Below are 22,113 nucleotides of genomic sequence, written 5' to 3'. Positions count from 1 at the left end.
AGGACGCGTTGCCACGGGTTCGGCCCGGGCAGGCGCCGCCCCCTTTGCCTCGTCAGCCACCCAAAACCCCGTTGCATGCGCGCCCCCAGGCGCGGGCGCGGCCCTTTGCGCCCTGCTGCCGCTTGACCGCCCCTGAAAACCAACGCATATCCACCCAATGACCGACCTGAAGCACATCCGCAATTTCTCGATCGTGGCGCATATCGACCACGGCAAATCCACGCTGGCTGATCGTCTGATCCAGATGACCGGCACCGTGGCGGCGCGTGACATGCAAGAGCAGCTGCTCGACAGCATGGATATCGAACGCGAGCGCGGCATCACCATCAAGGCCAACACCGTGCGCATCGAATACCCCGCGCAGGATGGCGACACCTATGTGCTGAACCTGATCGACACGCCCGGCCACGTGGATTTCGCCTATGAGGTCAGCCGGTCGATGCAGGCGGTTGAGGGCTCGCTGTTGGTTGTCGACGCCTCGCAAGGGGTCGAGGCGCAGACGCTGGCCAATGTCTATCAGGCTATCGAGGCCGACCACGAGATCGTGCCGGTCCTCAACAAGGTTGACCTGCCCGCGGCCGAGCCCGAACGCGTCGCCGAACAGATCGAGGATGTGATCGGCATCGACGCTTCGGACGCGGTCGAGATCAGCGCCAAAACCGGCCTTGGCATCCCCGACGTGCTCGAGGCCATCGTGCAACGCCTGCCGCATCCCGAAGGCGACGCCGACGCGCCCCTGAAGGCGATGCTGGTCGACAGCTATTACGACCCCTACCTGGGCGTGGTCGTCATTATCCGCGTGCTCGACGGCAAGATCAAAAAGGGCGACCGCATCCAGATGCTGGGCACCGGCGGCAAATACCCCGTTGACCGCCTTGGCGTCTTCCGCCCCAAAATGCAGGATATCGCCGAACTTGGCCCGGGCGAGATCGGCTTTCTCACCGCCTCGATCAAACAGGTCCGCGACACCCGCGTCGGCGACACCATCACGCATGAGAAAAAGCAAACCGCCACCCCGCTGCCCGGTTTCAAACCCGCGCAGCCGGTGGTGTTCTGTGGCCTCTTCCCGGTGGATTCGGCCGAGTTCGAAGACCTGCGCGACGCGATCGAGAAACTGGCGCTGAACGACGCCTCGTTCAGTTTCGAGATGGAGACCTCCGCCGCCCTCGGTTTCGGCTTCCGCTGCGGCTTTCTGGGCCTCTTGCACCTTGAGGTCATCCGCGACCGCATCGAACGCGAATACGATATCGACCTGATCACCACCGCGCCCAGCGTGATCTATCACATCCACATGAAAGACGGCACCATGCAGGAGTTGCACAACCCTGCCGACATGCCCGACCTGACCCATGTGGACCACCTGGAAGAGCCGCGCATCAAGGCCACCATCATGGTGCCCGACGAATATCTGGGCGACGTGCTGAAACTGTGCCAGGACCGCCGCGGTATCCAGCTCGACATGACCTATGCCGGCACCCGCGCCATGGTCGTCTACGATCTGCCGCTGAACGAGGTTGTGTTCGACTTCTACGACCGGCTGAAATCGGTCACCAAGGGCTATGCCAGCTTCGATTACCAGATGGAGGGGTACCAGACCGACAACCTGGTCAAGATGCAGGTGCTGGTGAATGACGAGCCCGTGGACGCCCTGTCCACCATGGTCCACCGCGACCGGGCCGAACAACGCGGCCGGGCGATGTGCGAAAAGCTCAAGGACCTGATCCCGCGCCACATGTTCAAGATCCCGATCCAGGCGGCCATCGGCGGCAAAGTCATCGCGCGCGAGACCCTCTCAGCCATGCGCAAAGACGTGACGGCCAAGTGCTATGGCGGCGACGCGACGCGGAAGAAAAAGCTGCTGGAAAAGCAGAAGGCCGGTAAAAAGCGCATGCGCCAGTTCGGCAAAGTCGACATCCCGCAAGAGGCGTTTATCTCGGCGTTGAAGATGGATGACTGAGGCGCCTTTCAGATTCTAGTCAAACAAACTAGGCTGATCGTCGTCGTAGTCACGATCGGCGTCTCGTTTTTCATCACGTGGCGATTCCGCCGGCTCAGCTTCTAGGATGGCTTTGGCTTTTACATAGCCATCCACAAAGGTCTCGAGCATTTCGGTCTTGTCTCGTTGAGACAAAGGTTCAATCTCGGCGGCGTTTGTGACAACCAAGGACCTTTCATTGCTACCCTTAGGAGCGCTGAAGTCTAAAATCTCAAAAATGCAATCTTCCAAGTCGGGGTCGTCGCGCAAGATTTCATCTACAATGGTAACGAAGAGCCTCAAGTTCATATCTTTTAGAGGATTGGTCTTCCAGAAACTAAACCAAGGGAAACGCAATTGCCCACCCACACCGTAAATAAGTGGGGGTGTAAACGGCACATCCAGTCCTGAGCCAATCGGATACACCCGTGTGCTCACCGGATTTACAAAGTCTGGTTTACAATCCCGGAAATGGCTCTGAATCAATCCGAGCAGTTCCAAGTAGTTGTCCCTCACATGTTCCCGTTTTTCCTTGTTGCGAATGCCGGTTTCAATTTGGTCTAACGAAACACCGAATTGCAACAGATCAGAAGTGGCCGAATAAACAGGTCTGTAAGTGAACCTTGGGGGATTTCGAACTAATCGAACGAGATCGCGCGAAATCACGCCACTCTGCGGATCCCAATTTCTGGCAAGGTGTTGGATTGAGGGAACTTTTAGCTTGGCCATTTACTGGATAGGCCTCCCTTCCATCGCACTGGAGTAAAACTCGCGAATTGCATTGTGAGAAATTTTCATTCCCGGGTTCACTCGTTGGGCATTGTTCCACACGCTGTGCCATGGCCCGCCTTCAACGTGTGATAAGTCAACTAAGTCCCAAGGCTCAAGGCGACCATAGAAACCTACAACTTTCCTGATTCTTGCTCGTGTGCTCGAATCGATTTCACCTTGAGCCACCTCATGACGTCCATTGAGTGGGTTTAACTTTTTGGCTCTCGTTCTGATCGGGCGGCTCTCGCTTTCTTTGAATTGACGATAAATAAACTGAAGGACTGGCCCATGCTGCCAAGCCTCGAACTCGTGTTTTATCAGAGGCTTTCCAGTGTCGACGAGGTGCCATGCGTGGCAGAAAAACATAACTTTCTGAAGGGCAAGATTGGACAAGGGGTGTCCCTGACTTTCGGCTTCGTCAAGCACAATGTTTGCTATCAATCTTGCGTCGTATTCCATTTTGCCGCTCGCTCAGTGTTCACGTTTTGTTTTATCGCTTCTGAAACCCGCTGTCAACTTGCATCGCCGGGCGGCGCCCGACCCAGCCCCAGGTCGAGCGCTGCCCTTTGGGGCGGAAGTCACATGTGCAAAGCTTAAAACAACCCGTCCCCGCCGTTCTCTTGTTCAACCACTTCGTCGGCCACAACGACGGCCGCCGCGCCGGTGGCGACGACAAGCGGGGTGCAGGCGGGCAGCAGGGCAAGGGCACTCAGCAGAAGGATCAGGCGAGGCATTTCGGTCTCCTATCATTTTACTCCTGCCTATCACGGGACGCCCAGAACTGTCTCAGCTTTTCTGCCACCCCGGTTCCCGACAGTTTCATGACCCCACCCGGCCGGCGACCCGTTGCCGGATCGATCGGGCCGAACAGCGCGTCTTCCTCTGCGTCCCAGACGCGTGCGTAATCCGCCATGTTCACCAGTGCGGCCACCGGTTTTCCGTGGCGCCGCAAGATCAGTTTTTCGCCCCGCTCCACCCGTTTCAGGCAGGTGGTCAGGTGGGGGCGCAGGTCGGTCAGTCGAATTGAAAAAACCGGCATTGATACCCTCGCAAAGTTTAAAATCCGGGCCCCAGATTGGGTGGAAACTTGCAAAACCCCGTTAAACTTCCGTGCGCAGCCTGTCTCTTTGGACGACTTGCCCCGCGTCGCCACACCCGGCATTTTGCCGCCAGAGGGAACCATGCAGTCGAAACCGTACAGCCGTTTGCAAAAGTGGCTCCACCTGTTGGTGGTGGTGTTTCTTGTTGTCGACGTAGCGTTTCAGGGCGGTATGACAACTGCGTTCCGGCGCGGGGTGCAGACCGGCGAATTTATGCTAAGCCCTTCTGCATCAATGCATTTTCTGATCGGTATCGCGGTGTTGTTGGCCGTTCTGGCGCGCCTGACACTGGTGCGCGAGCAAGGCGGCATGCAGACCCGCGCCGCGTTGCCGTTCATGGCGATCTATGTGTTGCTGATCCTCGTCGCGCTTAGCGGTGTATTGGCATGGGGCCTTGGCAGCGCCACCGTCGCCAAACTTCACCACCTGATCTCCCTGGCCCTCTATGGCGTGGTCGTGGTGCATGTTATTGGTCGTTTCGTGGTGGAATTTGTGTTGAAAAACAACACGTTGTCACGAATGTTCTCGGACTTTTGGTAAGGCGTCAAACCGGTAGAAAGGCGCGCAGAGAGGCCTCGAAAGCATCGGGTTTTTCGGCATGCAGCCAGTGGCCCGCCCCCGGGATCTTGGCAAACCGCGCCTTAGGGAACAGCCCCCGGATCTTTGTGCGATGCTCGGGCAGAACATAGTCCGAAGCCCCGCCAGACAGGAACAGCGTGGCGGCGTCGAAACTGCCTGAAATCTCTGGCCACCCCACGACATTTGGCATCTCGCGCTCCAGAACATCGAGGTTCAGAACCCATTTTTTCTCTTTTCGGTCAAAGCTTTGCAGCAGGAACGCCCGGATTCCGGCGTCGTCTATCCGCGCGGCCAACTGAGCATTTGCAGCGGATCGTGTGTCGGCGGTTTCGACGTCCAGAGCGCGCATGGCGTGAATAAACTGCAACTGGTCATGCGTATATGCGACGGGTGCAATGTCGGCGACCACAAGCCGGTTCACCATATCCGGCTGCGTCAGGGCAAGGGTCATGGCGGCCTTGCCCCCCATCGAATGCCCAACCACATCCGCAACACCGCCATGGGCGGCAATCACCTCGGCCAGATCGGTGGCCATATCCGGGTAGCTATGGCTTTGAAACCATGGACTTTCCCCGTGATTTCTTTGGTCAACCGTGATCACCTTTCGGGTGTCGGATAACCGCTTGGCCATCCCGTTCCAATTGCGTGCCGAGCCGTAAAGGCCATGCACAATCAAAAGCGGAGGGGTGGCAGTTTCTGGACCGGCAACATAAGTTCGAAGCATGGGCCAAGCCATAGCGCCGGTTGCGCGGGCTGGCCAGTCACTTTCGTGACGACAGGAGAAGGATCATGGCCGAGGTGACGGTCGAAGAATTGGCGGCAAACGTGTCGCAACTGATGCAGGAACGGCTGGGGGTTCGCTCAGGTCCGCTGTCGCAGCAACTGCGCCGCGCTGGTCGTCGCCTACCCAAACGTGTTCGCCGCGACATTTCTTCGATCGCTGATGCGTTGCCATTGGCCGCAAATCCCAAGCTCAGCCGGCAGATCAATCTACCGCGACTTGAGGCCGCTGAACGCCGTGCGGTTGCCCATTTGCGAACTATCGACCGGGCGATGGACCGGTTGCAAATGGCGCTGACCATTGGCACCGGTATCGGGTTGAGCCTGTTTTTTGCCGCTGGATTTGCCGCCTTGTTGGTTTGGTATCAGTCAACCCTGTAAGCGCCTGCTGGCGCTGGGACCGTTTAAACGGAGGCGACAGATGGACAATCGGAAATTCACCGAACGCCTGATGAGCATGGACGACCAGACATGGGCCCGCCATGCCAACCCATGGAGCGGTTGGACACGTGTGCCGATCCTTCCCTTGCTGGCCTTGGCCGTCTGGAGCCGCGTTTGGCTGGGCTGGTACGTTTTGATACCTATTGCCGCGTTGGTTGTCTGGACGTGGCTGAACCCCCGCGTTTTCGGTCCGCCCAAGCATTTGGATGCATGGATGTCGCGCGGTGTCATGGGCGAGCGGATGTGGCTGGCCCGCAAAGAGGTGCCGATCCCGCCACATCATGCACAGATGGCGTTCGTATTGAATTTGGCTGCCGGAGGGGGCGTCGTAGTGTTCGCCTGGGGCCTTTGGCAGTTGGACCTTGGCCTGACACTTGCGGGCCTCGTGGGGGCGATGGGGGCCAAGCTTTGGTTTCTGGACCGAATGGTCTGGCTTTACGATGACACCAACAGGTGATCCGCCTGCTTGCAAATTGCCTTGCAATCCCGGTGACTTGCCAGAAGATAGCGCTTGCTATCTATCAGGGCCGGGCACATGTCAGATCACCCCAAATTCAAGAGCTATGACGTTGTCATTATCGGCGGTGCGATAATGGGATCCGCCACTGCGTGGTTCCTGAGCAGCAATCCGGATTTCAATGGCCGCGTTCTGGTGGTTGAGCGGGACATAAGTTTTGCCGACAGTTCGACGATGCGCACGAATTCGTGCATGCGACAGCAGTTCAGCACCGAGTTGAACGTACATATTTCGCAATTTGCCGCCGATTTCGTGAACAATTTCCGCACCCATCTGGGGGATGACCCAAGGGTGCCCGAGCTGTCGATCAAGTCCTTCGGATACATGTATCTCGCCGGTGATCGCGCGATGGAACAGCGGCTGCGCCGTGATCAGGCTGTTCAGGTGACTGCCGGGGCCGCGACCGAGTTGCTGTCACCGGAAGACATTGCCGCCCGCTATCCGTTTTATAACCTTGAAGACGTGACCTTGGGGTCGATCAATACCGTGGACGAGGGGTATTGGGATGGTGCGGCGGTGTTCGACTGGTTGCGACGTAAAGCGCGCGAAGGCGGTGTTGAATACATCGAAAACACGGTCACCGATCTGGACGTTGCCGATGGTCGGGTCACCCATCTGCATCTGGCCGCTGGTACGCGCGTTGCCTGCGGTCAGGTCGTAAATGCGGCGGGGCCGCGTGCATCAGACGTGGCGGCCATGGCCGGGATCGATCTGCCGGTTGAGCCACGCAAGCGCTATACGTGGGTTTTCAGGGCCGAACGCCCGCTGGACCGGCCGCTGCCGCTGACGATCGACCCTTCGGGCGTGCATGTGCACGACAATGGCGGTGGCACGTATCTGTGCGGCTCAAAAGGGTTCGACGACCCGGCGGTTGCCGCGAGTGATTTTGCCATGGATTTCTCGTTGTGGGAGGGGCACGTCTGGCCTGCATTGGCCCACCGTATACCTCAGTTCGAGGCTATCCGCGTGCAGGCCGAATGGGCTGGGCATTATGCAATGAACACGCTGGATCAGAACGCCATTGTTGGGCCGCATCCTGATCTGCCCAACTTTCTGTTCCTGAACGGTTTCTCAGGCCACGGGTTGCAGCAGGCCCCGGCAATGGGGCGGGGGCTGGCCGAATGGATCACCTATGGCAACTATCGCAGCATCGATCTGTCACCGTTCAGTTTTGACCGCATTGCGGCCAACGTACCACTGGTAGAACACGCTGTGATCTGAGCCTAGCCCTCGGGCGGAAAGGTAAACTCGGGCAGGCAGTGGAACGCTTCGCGCAGGGCCACGCCCCAACCTGACGAGATTTCCTGAAAATAGGGGTCATCGGTGTTGATCCGGAAGATCGGGCCGTTGCGCAAAGACCCGTTGTGATAGACATGCACGTCCAGCGGCAGGCTAACCGACAGGTTGGCTTTGATCGTGCTGTCAAAGGACACGGTCAGCAGTTTGACCGCGTCGGCAAAGCTCATCTCGGCGTCGTAAGCGCGTACAAGGATCGGGCGGCCATATTTGGTTTCGCCGATCTGAAAAAACGGCGTGTCAAAGCTGGCTTCGACAAAATTGCCTTCTGGATAGATCAGGAACAGGCGCGGGTCGCCGTCGCCGATTTGCCCACCCAGTATCATCGTTGCATTGAAGGTGGCGTCGGCCCGCTGGCCGGTTTCAGCATGCGTTGCGATCACCTCTTTCAACAAACCGCCGACCATCCGCGCCGTTTGAAACATCGAGTCGGTTTCCAGAATGCAGGGCGCACGGTTGCCCGGTTCCTTTACGCGTTCGTCCAGAAGGCTGACAACGGCCTGCGTGGTCGCCAGATTACCGGCGGTCATCAGAGTGATCGATCGTTCGCCCGGAACCTCCCAATTAAACATCTTGCGGAAGGTCGAAATGTTATCGACGCCCGAGTTCGTGCGGGTGTCGGACATAAAGACCAACCCGCCCCTCAACATCAGGCCAACGCAATATGTCATGGCGCCCCTCTTTTCATCGCTTCTTTGAAGCAGCCTATTGCTGAACCTGCAAGGCCACATGCAGGTTTTCCTGCCCCGCGCCTTGCCGAACGCCCAGAATGGGCGCCGCGTCGTTGTAGTCGCGGCCGGTCGCCACGCGGACATAGCGCGCATCGGGGCAAATCCCGTTCGACACATCAAAACCGACCCATCCCAGGCCCGCGGTCCAAACCTCGCACCAGGCATGGCTGGCATCCTGCGCGGTTTGACCATCCATCAAAAGGTAGCCGCTGACATAGCGCGCAGGCATTCCCATATGCCGCGCTACGGCGATCATGATGTGGGCGTGGTCCTGACAAACCCCGACACCGGCGCTTAGCGCTGCTTCGGCTGTTGTGGTGCTGTCGGTGTGGCCCAAGGTATAGGCGACCTTGTCCGCGATCATGCGCGACATGGTGTGCAGACGATCCAGATCGCCCATCTCGCCGGCGTCCGCCCGCAGGTTGGCCGCCATTTGACGCACGTTGTTTCCGGCCGCAGTCATCGATGTCGGCGCTTTGAACAACCAAAGCGGGGCAAAACCGGAATGGTCGCCAACGATACCGTTGCGGTCTTCGGTTTCGACAATACCCTTGCTGACAATCTCGATCCGCGTTGCACCGGGGTCAACTTTCACAAGCTCGGTGTGGTTGATGAACTGATCGTCGAAACTCAACTGCTTGGTGCCACCGAAAATCTCGGAAGCCCATTCCACCACCTTCTGACCATGTCCACTGCGTGGGATCAGGCGCAACTGTTGCAGCGCATAATGCACCGGCTGATCGTAGGTGTAAGTCGTGACATGAGTGATGCCGAGTTTCATAGGCTAGCCGTAAAACCGAAAGTCTTTTTCGATTGTGCCCGAAAGGCAGGTGATGTCACGGATCATTTCGCCAAGGAACTCGTGCAAACCGTCCTGAAAGATCGAGTTGATCGTGCAGGACGAGATACGATCGCAGATCCTTCCGGCCTGTGCCTGGCTGTCGTGACGCAATGCGTATTCCTTTTCCAGTTGCGCAAGGTGTTCGCCGATCTGCCCGCAGCAAAAGGCCAAAGAGCGCGGCATGCGCGCGTCCAGGATCAGGAACTCGGCAATACCCAGCGGCGACGTCTCACCCGCATGCAACCATCGGAACGACCGCTCGGCCGAGACCGATCGCAAGATCACCTCCCACTGGGCATTGTCGACGCTGGTCCCCACGAAGGCCGCCGATGGCAAAAGCACGTAGTATTTCACGTCAAGAATGCGCGCGGTGTTGTCCGCGCGTTCGATAAAGGTGCCAAGCCGCGCGAACGAGAAGATGTCGTTGCGCAGCATCGTGCCATGCAGTGCGCCCCGTACAACCGATGTCCGGAACCGGATAGACGCTAGGATATCGTGCAGGTTGCGTGCCGTTATCGGGCGGGCCAGCGCTTCTTTCAATGTCATCCAGCATTCGTTCGTGGCCTCCCACACCTCGCTGGACAAAGCGGTGCGGACCAGACGGGCGTTGGAGCGGGCTGCCTGAATGGTCGAGATCACGCTGGACGGGTTTGCCTTGTCTCGAAGCAGGAAGTTGATGACATTCTGCGAGGTGTATTCGTCGTGGCGTTCTTCATAGGCGACGTTCATGCCCGCCGTCGTGACAATCGACCGCCATTCGCTTTCGCCGTTGGCCGAGCGCGTCAGCGCCATATGCCACCCCGCCTCAAGCAGGCGCGCCGTGTTTTCGGCCCGTTCAAGATAGCGGAACATCCAGAACAGCCCACCGGCGGTTTTTCCCAACATCATCGCGTCAGTCCCCCAGCACCCAAGTGTCCTTGGTCCCGCCACCTTGGGACGAGTTCACAACCAGCGACCCTTTCTTCAGCGCCACGCGTGTCAGGCCGCCCGGCGTAATGTCGATCCGGTTGGGCGACACCAAAACAAATGGCCGCAAGTCCACGTGGCGCGGGGCCAGCCCTTCTTTGGCGAGAATGGGCACCGTCGACAGCGCCAGGGTGGGCTGTGCGATATAGTTGGCAGGTTTTGCGCGCAGTTTCTTTTCAAAATCAGCCAGTTCCCGCTTGCTGGCAGCAGGGCCCACCAACATGCCATACCCGCCCGAGCCGTGAACCTCTTTCACGACCAGATCCTTCAAATTGGCCAATACATGCGACAGCGCCTCGGGTTCCGAGCACCGCCATGTCGGAACGTTTTTAAGGATCGCTTGCTCGCCGGTATAGAACTCGATGATTTCCGGCATGTAGGAATACAGCGCCTTGTCATCTGCAATGCCGGTGCCGGGGGCATTGGCCAGGGTGATGTTGCCTGCGCGATAAACGTCCATGATGCCGGGCACACCCAACAGGCTGTCAGGATTGAAGGTCAGGGGGTCGAGGTATTCGTCATCTACCCGTCGATACAGCACGTCGATCGGCTGATAGCCCTGCGTGGTCCGCATCGCGATGCGTCCATCCACCACCTGCAAATCGGCACTTTCGACCAGTTCCGCACCCATCTGGTCCGCCAGGAACGCATGTTCGAAATAGGCCGAGTTGTGGATGCCAGGGGTCAGCACGGCCAGCACTGGCTTGCTGTTGGGCGAGCCTTCCGGTGCTGTATCACACAAAGATTTTCGCAGCTTTTGCGGATAGGCGGATACCGGGCGCACGTTCAGCTGTGTGAAAAGTTCAGGGAACATCTGCAGCATCGTTTCCCGGTTTTCCAGCATATAGGACACGCCGGAAGGGGTGCGCACGTTGTCTTCGAGCACAAAAAACTCGTCCGGACCGGTCCGCACAAGGTCGACGCCCACGATGTGGGTATAGACACCTCCGGGCGGGTTCACGCCGATCATCTCGGGAAGGAAGGCCTCGTTTCCGGCGATGATCTCGGCAGGAATGCGGCCTGCGCGCAAAATCTCTTGCCGATGATAGATATCGTGCAGAAAGGCGTTCACGGCCCGAACGCGCTGTTCGATACCGCGTTCCAGCCGGGCCCATTCGCGTGCAGCGATGATCCGCGGGACAATGTCGAACGGGATCAGACGCTCGTCTGCCTCGGCCTGTCCGTAAACGTTGAACGTGATACCGATGCGCCGAAAAAAGGCCTCGGCATCCTGCGATTTGCGCCGCAGCTGTTTCAGGTCCTCGGAATGAAACCATTCCGAATAGACCTTGTAGGGGTCGCGTACCTGGTCCGGCCCAAGCAGCATCTCGTCAAAATTTGCCTGCGTCATTGGCCGATTAAAGCCACGGGTTTGGGCAAAGTCACAAGTAATTAGCAATTCTTGCGCCGGTACCGTGCCATCCGCCGCGTAAGCTGTGCTATTTCAGGGGTTATCGCCAAAAATTTAGGCAGATCGCGGCTACTTTTTACCAATCTTGGTTTCAGTGCCAGCTTTGAGGCGCTGAATGTTCTCCCAATGACGCACATAGATCAGGAACGTCAGCACCAGCCCAAGGACCAACATCGAGCCGTTGCCAGTGTAGACCATGAAGATGGGTGAAACCGCAGCCGAAACCAATGCCGATAGCGAGCTATAACGGGAAATCACAGCGCAAATCAGCCAAGCGGCGCAGGCCAGCAGGCCAACGGGCCAGGCCAGTGCCAAAAGCGTACCAAGAAACGTGGCCACCCCTTTGCCGCCCTTGAATCCAAGGTAGACCGGGAAAAGATGCCCCAGAAAGGCGCACAGCCCGGCAATCTGCGCAGCATCCTCGCCAACGGTGTACCTTGCAATCAAAACAGCTATGCCACCTTTGCCTGCATCCAGGACCACAGTCAGAAAGGCAGCCAGCTTGTTCCCCGTCCGCAACACGTTCGTTGCGCCGATATTTCCCGACCCGATCTTGCGTAAATCACCAAGGCCAAAGAGGCGTGCCATAACGATGCCAAACGGCACCGCGCCCAACAGATAAGCCAGACCGGCCACCACTGCCAAAAGGCTCCAGCTGCTTGTAATATCAGGCATCTTTCATCTTTGCACGTTCTCCTGCTGCTGGCTGATTGGCGTGATCACCCGCCGAAAACGCGTGCGCCACCCACCCATGTGCTCAATACCTTACCCTGCATCCGTGCCCCGTCAAACGGGGTGTTCTTGGATTTGGAGTTCAACTTGAACCGGTCCAGAACAAAGGGTGCGTCGGGGTCAAACAGCACGAGATCCGCCGGACTTCCGGCAGTCAGACGCCCTCCGGCCAGGCCAAGCCTCTTTGCCGGGTTCAACGACAGGGCCCGCCACAGGGTCGGCAGGTCGATCTGGCCGGAATGGACAAGCCGCATGGCGGCGGGCAGCAGGGTCTCCAACCCCACGGCGCCGCTGGCGGCCTCTTCGAAGGGCAGGCGTTTGCTTTCCTCGTCTTGCGGCGTGTGCATCGAACAGACGACATCAATCAGTCCGCTGGCCACCGCTTGGATCAGGGCTTGCCGGTCATCCTCGGACCGCAGCGGCGGCTTAACCTTGAAGAAGGTGCGGTAATCGCCGACATCCAACTCGTTCAGCGTCAGGTGGTGGATCGATACGCCGGCGGTGACGTCCAGCCCGTTTTTCTTCGCGCGTTCCAGCGCGGGCAGGGCGCGGGCGGTGGTGATCTGATCGGCGTGATAGCGCACGCCCGTCATTTCGACCAAGGCCATGTCGCGGTCCATCGCCATGCGTTCGGCCATCGGGCTGACGGCGGGCAGACCGCGCAGGCTGGCAAATTTGCCCGAGGTGACGGCGGCGCCCTTCGACAGGCTGGGATCCTGTGGATGGGCCATCACAAGCGCGCCGAGGCTGCGGGCATAAGTCATTGCGCGGCTCAGAACCTTGGCATCGGTGGTCACCGCGTCGCCATCGGTAAAAGCGACCGCGCCGGCGTCCAGAAGGAACCCGATCTCGGTCATCTCACGGCCTGCGCGGCCCTTGGTCAGGGCGGCCATGGGGGCGATGCGGACGGGGCTGTCTTCGGTGGCGCGGCGGGTGACAAATTCCAGCGCCTCGGGGGTGTCGATGGCGGGCGTTGTATCGGGGCGTGTGACCATGGTGGTCACGCCGCCGGCGGCCGCGGCGCGACCGGCCGAGGCAAAGCTTTCCTTGTGCCGCTCACCGGGCTCGCCGATTTTTACGCCGATATCGACGATACCCGGTGCAAGGCATTTGCCGGCGCAGTTGATCCGCTCATCAGCCCCTTGCGGGGCTTCTTCGCAACCGGTGCCGGCGATGGCGCCGTTTTCGATCAGCAGCCAACCGATGCGGTCGGTGCCGCCTTCGGGGTCAATTATGCGGGCGTTTTCAAGAAGCGTTTTCATCGTCGCCTCGCTGGATGTTGCGGATCATCTGGTAGACGCTTTGAGCGTCGCCGATGTTTTCAAAGGCAAAGTCGTTGGACTTGCCGGACCACGTCAAGGAAGCGTTCCATTGTCGCGCATTGACAGTTTTGGGGCCAAGCGTGACCTTGCCATTGGTTCCTGGCACCAATTCAAGCGGCATTGATTTGGTGATTGGCATTTCCTGAAGAGTTTCCGAGAACAGGCTTGTCGCAATGAATGCGCGTTTGTTGGAAAGTGCGTATCGTGTTCTTCTCCGTGCGGCTGCGGAAACGAAAAAGCGACCCACGGTGATGTAGGCGCCCGCAACGAGGAACGGAAGACCGAAGAGTTTAAAGTAAAAGGGTGCGCCGATATTCCAAACACCCAAGTTCCAAAACAACGCGAAACCGGCCCAAAGAAGCGAAAAGGGGATCAAGATTAGGTCGTTCGAAGACAACAAAAAAACTGACCTGCGCGGCGCGCCTTCCCAGACGATCGCTTCGTCGGAATCAAGGAACATGTCCCACTGAGAACTAGGCATATCTGCCCTCATCCAGCTTGGCCCGCAGGTTCCGCGCCAGCAGGTCCATCGCCGCCATCCGCACCGCGACCCCCATTTCCACCTGTTCCTGGATGACCGAGCGGGTGATGTCGTCGGCGATCTCGCCGTCGATCTCGACCCCGCGGTTCATGGGGCCGGGATGCATCACGATGGCGTCGGGCTTGGCGACCGACAGCTTGTCGGCGTCCAGCCCGAAGCGGTGGTAATACTCGCGTTCCGACGGGATGAACCCACCATCCATGCGCTCGCGTTGCAGGCGCAGCATCATCACCACATCGACATCGCGCAGGCCCTCGCGCATGTCGTCGTAGACTTCGACACCGAATTCGTCGATGCGTGCGGGCATCAGGGTGGGCGGGCCAACAAGGCGGATGCGGTTCTCCATCTTGCCCAGAAGCAGGATGTTCGACCGGGCGACGCGCGAATGGGCGATGTCGCCGCAAATGGCGATGTTCAGGCGGTGCAACTGACCCTTGGCGCGGCGGATTGTCAGCGCGTCCAACAGCGCCTGCGTGGGGTGTTCGTGGCGCCCGTCGCCGGCATTCAGCACCGCGCAATTCACCTTCTGCGCCAGCAGGTCCACCGCACCGGAATGCGGATGGCGCACCACCAGCAGATCGGGATGCATCGCGTTCAGTGTCAGCGCTGTGTCGATCAGGGTTTCGCCCTTTTTGATCGAACTGGCCTGCATCGCCATGTTCATCACGTCGGCGCCCAGCCGTTTGCCGGCCAATTCGAAACTAGCCTGCGTGCGGGTCGAGTTCTCGAAGAACATGTTGATCTGCGTCAGGCCGGCCAGCGTGTCGGCGTGTTTCGACGAACCGCGATTGAAATCAACATATTGGTCGGCAAGGTCGAGGACGGTACGGATTTCCTCGGGGTGAAGCGGCTCGATGCCTAGCAGGTGCTTCTGGCGGAACGTCATGCGGCCTCCGGTCTGACTGGGCTGCTTATAGGAAGGGTGGCGAAGATCGGCAAGCATTGCGTCCGGGTCAGGCGGCGCTTAGGTTGAAGCCATGGATCAGGCACTGGATTGGCACACGGCGAAAGCCCTGCTGGAATGGCAGGTCGAACTTGGCGCGACCGAAGCCATTGGTGACCGGCCAATCAACCGATACGAGGCGGTGGAAAAGCCCAAGCCAGCCCCCGTGGCGCCGAAAGCCGCCCAGGCCGCACCGGTTGCCGCCTCCACCGAAGACCCTGTTGCCATTGCAAAAACCGCCGCTGCGGCCGCGCGAACCCTGGAAGAGCTGCAAGCCGCCATGTCTGGTTTCGATCACTGCGATCTAAAGAAGGGCGCGCGCAATCTGGTCTTTGCCGACGGCCAACCCAAGGCACGGGTTATGGTCATTGGCGAAGCGCCGGGGCGGGACGAGGACATTCAGGGCAAGCCATTTGTTGGCCGTGCCGGGCAGTTGCTGGACAAGATGTTTGCAGCGATTGGCATGGGCCGTGCGTCGCCCGACATCGGGTCGGCGCTTTATATTACCAATGTTCTGCCTTGGCGACCGCCGCAAAACCGTGATCCGCAACCCGAAGAGGTGGCGATGATGCTGCCTTTTCTTGCGCGCCATGTCGAGCTGGCCGCGCCCGAACTGTTGGTTTTGATGGGCAACCATTCCTGCAAAGCGTTGTTGGGCCGGGCCGGAATCACCCGTCTGCGCGGCAATTGGCAGCAGGCGCTGGGGCGCCCAGCCATGCCGATGTTTCACCCCGCCTATCTGCTGCGTAACCCCAGTGCCAAGCGCGAAGCTTGGCATGACCTGTTGATAATACAGGATAAATTGAGAAAGTCCTGACATGTCCCGCATCGACGAAAGCCGCGAGTTCATTCCGGTTCGTATCGCCATTCTGACGGTCTCTGACACGCGGGGGCTGGATCAGGATCGGTCGGGCCAGACGCTGGTTGACCGGTTGGAAAAGGCCGGTCACCTGCTGGCCGACCGCAAGATCCTGCGCGACGAACGGGCCGAGATCTCGGCACAGTTGCGGGCGTGGTGCGAAGATCCGGGCGTGGATGTCGTGATCTCGACCGGGGGTACGGGGCTGACCGGTCGTGACGTGACTGTTGAGGCGCACCGGGACGTTTATGAGAAAGAAATCGATGCCTTTGGTACTGTTTTCACGTTGATTTCAATGGAAAAAATCGGAACGTCGGCTGTACAGAGCCGTGCCACCGGAGGCGTGGCCAATGGCACCTATCTGTTCGCACTGCCCGGCAGTACGGGCGCGTGCAAGGATGCATGGGATGGTATTCTGGAGAAGCAACTGGACTATCGCCATATGCCCTGCAATTTCGTTGAAATCTTCCCGCGTCTGGATGAACACAAGCGACGGAAATAGGTCGCAGGCGCGTAATACGATTGTGGTTTGACGCCGCGCCCGCGCGTCCTATCATGCTAAGGGTCTGACAAAACTTTAAACTTTCACCCTGCGAAAAGGGGCGTTCTTGCAATTTTTGCGCCGCAGTTTAACGGGAATTTTCATCTTGGCGGTGACGCTGGGCTGCCTGACTTTTGCCGGGCGGATGGTGTTTGACGCGGTTCAGGCGCAGCTGGGGGATGACGGCCCGCGCCGCCCCGCACGTGAACGGGTCTTTGCTGTGAACGTGATCACGGTTGAGCCGGGACAGGTGCAGCCGGTGCTGCGCAGTTTCGGCGAGATACGCAGCGCCCAAACCCTCGATCTGCGCCCACGCGTGGGCGGTAAGGTCACCGAGTTGCACCCGAACTTTCGGGACGGCGCGCGTGTGGAGGCCGGGCAGGTGCTGCTGCGGATTGATCCCGCTGATGCAAAGGCCGCACGGGACATCGCACAGGCAGACCTGACCGCGTCGCAAACCGCGGTGCGCGACGCGGCGCGCGATGTGATTCTTGCGCAGGATGACCTGACCGCCGCGCAGGAACAGGCGGCGCTGCGGGACAAGGCGCTGGCACGCCAACAGAAGATTTCTGAAAGCGGCTTTGGTGCGGCCGCGCAGGTGGAAACAGCGGAATTGGCGGCGGCCTCGGCGCATCAGGCCGTAGTGTCCCGCCGACAGGCCGTTGCCGCCGCAGAAACCCGGCAATCGCAGGCCGCCACGGCGCTGGCCCTGTCCGAGATTGCGATGGCCGAGGCGGAGCGCCGTTTGGCCGACACCACGTTGATCGCTGAATTTGACGGCACGCTGACCGATGTCTCGTTGGTGCAAGGCGGGGTCGTGACCCCGAACGAGGCGCTGGGTCGCTTGATCGGCGAAGGCCGGATCGAGGTGGCCTTTCGCGTATCGGTCGCGCAATACAGCCGCCTGCTGGATGCCAATGGCAAGTTGTTGACCGCGCCGGTTCAGATTCAGCTGGATATGTTCGGCACCGCGCTGACCGCCGAAGGGCGCATCACACGTGACAGCCCAGCGGTGGGCGAGGGGCAGACCGGGCGCCTGATCTTCGCCGAAATGCCCGCCGCGCCCGGCTTTCTGCCCGGCGATTTTGTAACCGTCCTGACGCAGGAGCCTTTGTTGCGCGGCGCCGCAATAATTCCGGCCACCGCGTTGGGCGCGAACAACACCGTTCTGGTCGTGGGCGAGGGGAACCGACTGTCCGAGGCCGAGGCGCAAGTGATGCGCCGCCAGGGGGATGACGTGATCATTCGTGCCCGTGAGCTGGCCGGGCAACAAGTGGTTGCCAGCCGATCGCCGGTTCTGGGCGCAGGCATTCGCGTACGCCCGGTGACCCCGGCGCCCGAGGGCGAAGCATTGGCCGCTGCCGAGCCTGAGATGCTGGAGCTGTCCGATGAAAGGCGCGCGGCCCTTATCGCTTTTGTTGAGGGCAACCAGCGCATGCCGGATCAGGTTAAAACTCGGCTTTTGGCACAATTGGCCGAGCCGATGGTGCCGGCGTCCATGGTCTCGCGCCTGGAAAGCCGGATGGGGGGCTAGACCATGGCGGGCCGCATATCCGGGGCGGCAGGGGGCATCCTGTCCTATTTCACACGCCACCGGACGGCGGCGAACCTGCTGTTGGTGGTGCTGATCGTTCTGGGCATCGCGTCGATACCGCGCATGCGGGCGCAGTTCTTTCCCGACGTGATTGTGGATTCCGTCAGTGTTTCGGTGGCCTGGCAAGGGGCCGGGGCCGAGGATGTGGACCTGGCCATTATCCAGCCGTTAGAGCCGGTCTTGCTGGGCGTGGAGGGTGTCGCCAGCGCGGTGGCCACCGCGCGCGAGGGCAGCGGTTCGATCAGCTTGGAGTTTGAGCCCGGCTGGGACATGGCGCGCGCGGCCAATGATGTGCAGGCGGCGGTGGACACCGTGACGGTGCTGCCCGACGGTGCCGATGACCCGAACGTGCGTCGCGGGGCATGGCGGGACCGGGTGACCGACGTGGTGATCTCGGGGCCGGTGGGCACCGACCAGCTGGCGCGGTTTGCCGATGAATTTGTGGCGCGCCTGTTTGCCGAAGGGGTCACACGTACCACCATCCGGGGCATCGCTGCACCCGAGATCGTGGTCGAGGTGCCGTCGGTGGCGCTGATCCAGCATGACCTGACCTTGGCCGAGATTGCAGCGGCGATCCGGGCCGAGGCCGACACCGCCCCGGCGGGTGAGGTGTCGGGCGGTACGGCACGGGTGCGCACGGGCGTGGCCAAACGCGACGCGGCATCCATTCGCGACATCGTGCTGCGCAGCGCGCCCAACGGCACCAATCTGACCGTGGGTGATGTGGCCGTTGTTCTGACTGGCAGCGTCGACCGCAACCGTGGTTATTTCGTTGGCGACAACCCGGCCATGTCGGTGCGAATTGACCGGTCGGACCGGGGCGATGCGATCGCCATTCAGGCGCAGGTGCAGGCGGTCGCGGACGAGATGTCGCTGACCCTGCCCCAAGGCGTGATGGTGGAGCTGATCCGCACCCGGGCCGAGGCGATTTCGGGACGGCTGAACATCCTTTTGGACAACGGGTTGATGGGGCTGGGTCTGGTGCTGGCGCTGTTGTTCCTGTTTCTGAACGCGCGCACGGCGTTCTGGGTGGCTGCCGGCATTCCCGTGGCAATGCTCAGCACAATTGCGTTGATGTATGTCGGCGGGCTGACGATCAACATGGTGTCGCTTTTTGCGCTGATCATCACGCTGGGCATCGTGGTGGACGACGCCATCGTGGTGGGTGAACACGCCGATTTCCGCGCGCGGCGGCTGGGCGAAGGCCCGGTAGAAGCGGCCGAGAACGCCGCCCGGCGCATGGCGCTGCCGGTCTTTTCTGCAACGGTCACCACCATCATCGCCTTTTTCGGGCTGGTGGCCATCGGCGGGCGGTTTGGCGACCTGATCCGCGACATTCCGTTCACGGTGATCGCGGTGCTGGCGGCGTCGCTGGTGGAATGTTTTCTGATCCTGCCAAACCATATGGCGCACGCCCTGAAACACACCGCTAAAGAACATTGGTACGACTGGCCGTCGCGGCAGGTGAACCGGGGCTTTCGCTGGGTGCGGACGCGACTGTTCCGGCCGTTCATCGCGCTGGTGATTCACGCGCGCTATGCAGTGGCATCGCTGGCGGTGCTGGCGCTGGCCAGCCAGGCGGTGCTGCTGATTTCGGGTGACGTGCCATGGCGGTTCTTCAACGCGCCCGAACGCGGGTCGGTGTCGGGTAATTTTGCCATGACACCGGGCGCGACGCGCGACGACACATTGGCCATGATGCGCGAGATGCAACGCGCGACCGAGGCCGTGGCCGAACGGTTGGAGGCCGAGCACGGCACCTCGCCGCTGTCCTTTGTGCTGGCCGAGGTCGGGGGAAACACCGGCCGCAGCCTTGCCGCCGCAGCCAACCGCGACAGCACGCTTTTGGGCTCGATCGCGATCGAGCTGATCGATGCCGATCTGCGCCCCTATAGCAGTTTCGAATTTGTCGCGATGTTGCAGGACGAGGTGCGCCAGCACCCGCTGGCCGAGGTTGTCAGTTTTCGCGGATGGCGGTCTGGTCCGGGTGGCGATGCAATCTCGGTCGAACTTAGCGGGGCGGATACCGAGGTTCTGAAAGACGCCGCCGAGGCGTTGAAGACCGCCCTGTCTGTCTATCCCGAGGTCTCGGCGCTGGACGACACGCTGGCATTTGACAAGGAAGAGCTGATCCTTGAGCTGACGCCGCAGGGCGCTGCGCTGGGATATTCGGTGGACGGGTTGGCCCGGGTCCTGCGGGACCGTTTGAGCGGGATCGAGGCCGCAACCTTCCCTGACGGGCCGCGAACGGCGACGATCCGGGTCGAACTGCCGCCAGGCGAACTGACGGCTGATTTCCTGGACCACACTTTGCTGCGCGCACCGCAGGGCAGCTATTTGCCACTGGCCGATATCGTGCAGGTGGACCGACGCAGCGGGTTTTCCACGATCCGGCGCGAAAACGGGCTGCGGGTGGTCGAAGTGACCGGCGACCTGTCCGAAGACGATCCGGTGCGGGCCGAGGCGATCATGGAAGCGCTTGAAACCGAAATCCTGCCCGAGGTCGAAAGCCGGTTTGGCACAGCCTTCACACTGACGGGGTTGTCGGAACAGGAAGACCGTTTCCTGTCCGAAGCCGCGACCGGCCTGATCCTGTGCCTGCTGGGCATCTACCTGACGCTGGCCTGGGTCTTTTCCAGCTGGACACGACCCGTCGTGGTGATGGCAATCATCCCGTTTGGACTGGTTGGCACGATCTGGGGCCATGCCTATCATGACGTGCCGCTGTCGATGTTCAGCATCGTCGGGCTGATCGGGATGACGGGGATCATCATCAACGATTCGATCGTCTTGGTCACCACGGTGGACGAATACGCCCGCAACCGGGGCCTTGTGCCCGCGATCATCGACGCGGCGTCCGATCGCCTGCGGCCGGTTTTCCTGACCACCGCCACAACGGTTCTGGGCCTGATGCCATTGCTGGGCGAGCAGTCACAACAGGCGCAATTCCTGAAGCCAACGGTGATCACGCTGGTTTATGGGTTGGGATTTGGCCTGTTCTTGGTGCTGCTTGTGGTGCCGGCGTTGCTGGCCATGCAGCAAGACGTAGGGCGCATCTGGACGTCGATGCGGCGCGGTGCGCGGGCACGGGGCATGCGCGGGCCGGTCTGGCTGTCAGGATTGGCAGTGGCGGGGGTGTTCGCGGTGACGCTGGGCCCGGTTGTGGCCGGGCAAAGCTTCCCCGAATGGTTGCAGCCTTACTTGCCCGAGGCGCCAGAGATGCCGCTGGCGCTGGGCCTATTTTTGGCGGGCAGCGCGGCGGTGGCGCTGGCTGCTTACATCCTGTCGGCACTGGTTATCGCGTTTGGGCGGTTGCGGCGGGCTTAACCGCCCACGCAGCCTTTGATATCCACGGCGCGGTTATCGGTCAGAACGGTGATGCGCACCTGGCTGCGATCAATGGCGAAGGGGGCCGCGGTGGGGGGCACCATTTCGGCCTCGGCCACCAGAACGTTCCCTTCGCGGGTCACGCGCGCCTCGGAAATCCAGACGCTGGGATCGTTCAGTTCAAACACGGCGATTTCTCCCTGACCCAGTTGGCCAATGGGAATGCGGGCGGTCAGGTGCATGCCGTCGCTGATCGGGCGCGCCTCGCAGACCACACGGCCTACGCCTGCGCTGCGGGCGGTTTCCGGGCGCGCCGACAGGGCCGCGCGGATCGAGCTTTCGCCGCCCTGGCCGGGCAACTGGCCCGCAACCTGCAACGAGACAGGCACGCAGACATCCTGGCAAACACCCAGTTCCAGCGCACCGCGCAGGCGCAGGGGCTGACCGCTGTTGCGTGGCACAAAGGTGATGGGCAGAACAACCACATCGCTGTAGCCCAGCGTGCGCATGCCGTTTTGGTCCTGTACCTCGGGGCGTGGCCAGAAAACGCGCATGGCGCGCAGATTGTCGGAACCCGAGAAGTCAAACTGCGGGGGAATGCCCGCATCGCCCGGTGCACGCCAATAAGTTTTCCAACCCGGTTCCAATGTCAGGCGCAAACCGGCCATGACCGAACCATCGGGCTGAACCCAGCCGGGCAGCAGCTGGGCCGAGACAACATTGTCGAATCCGTGGCCATTTTGCGCCTGTGCAGGCATGACGAGTGCAGCGGCAGCAAGCGCAGTAGCGGCGAGGGCGGTTTTCAGGCGTTTCAAACTCATGGGGTTAAAATACGAACTGGGGACA

23 protein-coding genes are annotated in these 22,113 nt (G+C 60.6%); 9 read left to right on the top strand and 14 right to left on the bottom strand.

Annotation, left to right across the window (positions count from 1 at the left end):
* Positions 1-157 precede the first annotated feature (157 nt).
* Positions 158-1,957, top strand: a complete 1,800-nt coding sequence (lepA, locus tag ACMU_RS08515) for a translation elongation factor 4 (protein WP_035258390.1) — start codon at positions 158-160, stop codon at positions 1,955-1,957.
* A 15-nt stretch (positions 1,958-1,972) separates the two neighbouring features.
* Here lepA and ACMU_RS08510 read toward each other — a convergent pair whose 3' ends face one another.
* From ACMU_RS08510 to ACMU_RS08500, 4 genes are all read right to left on the bottom strand, one after another.
* The gene (locus ACMU_RS08510; protein WP_035258387.1) at positions 1,973-2,704 is read right to left on the bottom strand and encodes a hypothetical protein; all 732 of its coding nucleotides are present in this window, start codon (positions 2,702-2,704) and stop codon (positions 1,973-1,975) included.
* On the bottom strand, positions 2,705-3,205 hold the full coding sequence (locus ACMU_RS08505) for a Panacea domain-containing protein (protein ID WP_081805454.1): 501 nt from the start codon (positions 3,203-3,205) through the stop codon (positions 2,705-2,707).
* 134 nt (positions 3,206-3,339) lie between these two features.
* Positions 3,340-3,480 (bottom strand): hypothetical protein, encoded by a 141-nt coding sequence (locus ACMU_RS19445; protein WP_161635650.1) that lies wholly within the window; start codon positions 3,478-3,480, stop codon positions 3,340-3,342.
* 17 nt (positions 3,481-3,497) lie between these two features.
* Positions 3,498-3,785, bottom strand: a complete 288-nt coding sequence (locus ACMU_RS08500; protein ID WP_035258384.1) for a type II toxin-antitoxin system prevent-host-death family antitoxin — start codon at positions 3,783-3,785, stop codon at positions 3,498-3,500.
* 142 nt (positions 3,786-3,927) lie between these two features.
* On the opposite strand from ACMU_RS08500, the gene ACMU_RS19440 reads away from it, so the two are divergent.
* Positions 3,928-4,386, top strand: coding sequence for a cytochrome b/b6 domain-containing protein (locus tag ACMU_RS19440; RefSeq protein WP_035258382.1), 459 nt, complete (start codon positions 3,928-3,930; stop codon positions 4,384-4,386).
* A 4-nt stretch (positions 4,387-4,390) separates the two neighbouring features.
* Here ACMU_RS19440 and ACMU_RS08490 read toward each other — a convergent pair whose 3' ends face one another.
* Entirely contained in the window at positions 4,391-5,149 is a 759-nt protein-coding gene (locus ACMU_RS08490; RefSeq protein WP_035258380.1) for an alpha/beta fold hydrolase, read from the bottom strand.
* Between the two features lie 65 nt (positions 5,150-5,214).
* On the opposite strand from ACMU_RS08490, the gene ACMU_RS08485 reads away from it, so the two are divergent.
* The 3 genes from ACMU_RS08485 (at position 5,215) to ACMU_RS08475 (ending at position 7,384) form a co-directional block, all read left to right on the top strand.
* Positions 5,215-5,586: a hypothetical protein gene (locus ACMU_RS08485; RefSeq protein ID WP_051588185.1), complete on the top strand. Its 372-nt coding sequence runs from the start codon at positions 5,215-5,217 to the stop codon at positions 5,584-5,586.
* 40 nt (positions 5,587-5,626) lie between these two features.
* The gene (locus tag ACMU_RS08480; protein ID WP_035258370.1) at positions 5,627-6,103 is read left to right on the top strand and encodes a DUF6653 family protein; all 477 of its coding nucleotides are present in this window, start codon (positions 5,627-5,629) and stop codon (positions 6,101-6,103) included.
* 78 nt (positions 6,104-6,181) lie between these two features.
* Positions 6,182-7,384 (top strand): NAD(P)/FAD-dependent oxidoreductase, encoded by a 1,203-nt coding sequence (locus ACMU_RS08475; RefSeq protein WP_035258368.1) that lies wholly within the window; start codon positions 6,182-6,184, stop codon positions 7,382-7,384.
* A gap of 2 nt (positions 7,385-7,386) precedes the next feature.
* Here the strand turns inward: ACMU_RS08475 and ACMU_RS08470 are convergent, their stop codons facing one another.
* From ACMU_RS08470 to ACMU_RS08435, 8 genes are all read right to left on the bottom strand, one after another.
* Positions 7,387-8,130, bottom strand: coding sequence for a peptidase (locus ACMU_RS08470; RefSeq protein WP_035258365.1), 744 nt, complete (start codon positions 8,128-8,130; stop codon positions 7,387-7,389).
* A 34-nt stretch (positions 8,131-8,164) separates the two neighbouring features.
* Entirely contained in the window at positions 8,165-8,971 is an 807-nt protein-coding gene (locus ACMU_RS08465) for a transglutaminase family protein (RefSeq protein WP_035258363.1), read from the bottom strand.
* Positions 8,972-8,974: 3 nt separating this feature from the next.
* Entirely contained in the window at positions 8,975-9,916 is a 942-nt protein-coding gene (locus ACMU_RS08460) for an alpha-E domain-containing protein (protein WP_035258838.1), read from the bottom strand.
* Positions 9,917-9,923: 7 nt separating this feature from the next.
* A complete protein-coding gene (locus ACMU_RS08455) occupies positions 9,924-11,348 on the bottom strand; it encodes a circularly permuted type 2 ATP-grasp protein (RefSeq protein ID WP_035258360.1) in 1,425 nt (474 codons plus the stop codon).
* A gap of 129 nt (positions 11,349-11,477) precedes the next feature.
* On the bottom strand, positions 11,478-12,083 hold the full coding sequence (plsY, locus tag ACMU_RS08450; RefSeq protein ID WP_035258358.1) for a glycerol-3-phosphate 1-O-acyltransferase PlsY: 606 nt from the start codon (positions 12,081-12,083) through the stop codon (positions 11,478-11,480).
* 44 nt (positions 12,084-12,127) lie between these two features.
* Positions 12,128-13,402, bottom strand: coding sequence for a dihydroorotase (gene pyrC, locus ACMU_RS08445; protein WP_035258356.1), 1,275 nt, complete (start codon positions 13,400-13,402; stop codon positions 12,128-12,130).
* Positions 13,386-13,922 (bottom strand): hypothetical protein, encoded by a 537-nt coding sequence (locus ACMU_RS18715; RefSeq protein ID WP_051588184.1) that lies wholly within the window; start codon positions 13,920-13,922, stop codon positions 13,386-13,388. Before ACMU_RS18715 ends, pyrC begins: the two co-directional genes overlap by 17 nt.
* A gap of 13 nt (positions 13,923-13,935) precedes the next feature.
* On the bottom strand, positions 13,936-14,889 hold the full coding sequence (locus ACMU_RS08435) for an aspartate carbamoyltransferase catalytic subunit (RefSeq protein WP_035258355.1): 954 nt from the start codon (positions 14,887-14,889) through the stop codon (positions 13,936-13,938).
* A gap of 91 nt (positions 14,890-14,980) precedes the next feature.
* Here ACMU_RS08435 and ACMU_RS08430 point away from each other — a divergent pair, with 91 nt between their 5' ends.
* From ACMU_RS08430 to ACMU_RS08415, 4 genes are all read left to right on the top strand, one after another.
* Positions 14,981-15,763, top strand: coding sequence for a uracil-DNA glycosylase (locus tag ACMU_RS08430; protein WP_035258354.1), 783 nt, complete (start codon positions 14,981-14,983; stop codon positions 15,761-15,763).
* 1 nt (position 15,764) lies between these two features.
* Entirely contained in the window at positions 15,765-16,307 is a 543-nt protein-coding gene (gene moaB / locus ACMU_RS08425) for a molybdenum cofactor biosynthesis protein B (protein WP_035258352.1), read from the top strand.
* Between the two features lie 106 nt (positions 16,308-16,413).
* Positions 16,414-17,880 carry an efflux RND transporter periplasmic adaptor subunit gene (locus tag ACMU_RS08420; protein ID WP_035258350.1) on the top strand — a complete coding sequence of 489 codons (1,467 nt, stop codon included), beginning with the start codon at positions 16,414-16,416 and terminating at the stop codon, positions 17,878-17,880.
* Positions 17,881-17,883: 3 nt separating this feature from the next.
* A complete protein-coding gene (locus ACMU_RS08415; protein ID WP_035258347.1) occupies positions 17,884-21,267 on the top strand; it encodes an efflux RND transporter permease subunit in 3,384 nt (1,127 codons plus the stop codon).
* Here the strand turns inward: ACMU_RS08415 and ACMU_RS08410 are convergent.
* On the bottom strand, positions 21,264-22,088 hold the full coding sequence (locus tag ACMU_RS08410; RefSeq protein ID WP_035258344.1) for a protein-disulfide reductase DsbD domain-containing protein: 825 nt from the start codon (positions 22,086-22,088) through the stop codon (positions 21,264-21,266). The two genes, ACMU_RS08415 and ACMU_RS08410, sit on opposite strands and share 4 nt — an antisense overlap.
* Between the last annotated feature and the right edge of the window lie 25 nt (positions 22,089-22,113).

Source organism: Actibacterium mucosum KCTC 23349 (assembly GCF_000647975.1).
In the GTDB taxonomy this organism is placed as follows: domain Bacteria; phylum Pseudomonadota; class Alphaproteobacteria; order Rhodobacterales; family Rhodobacteraceae; genus Actibacterium; species Actibacterium mucosum.
This window is presented reverse-complemented; position numbering and strand designations above follow the sequence as displayed.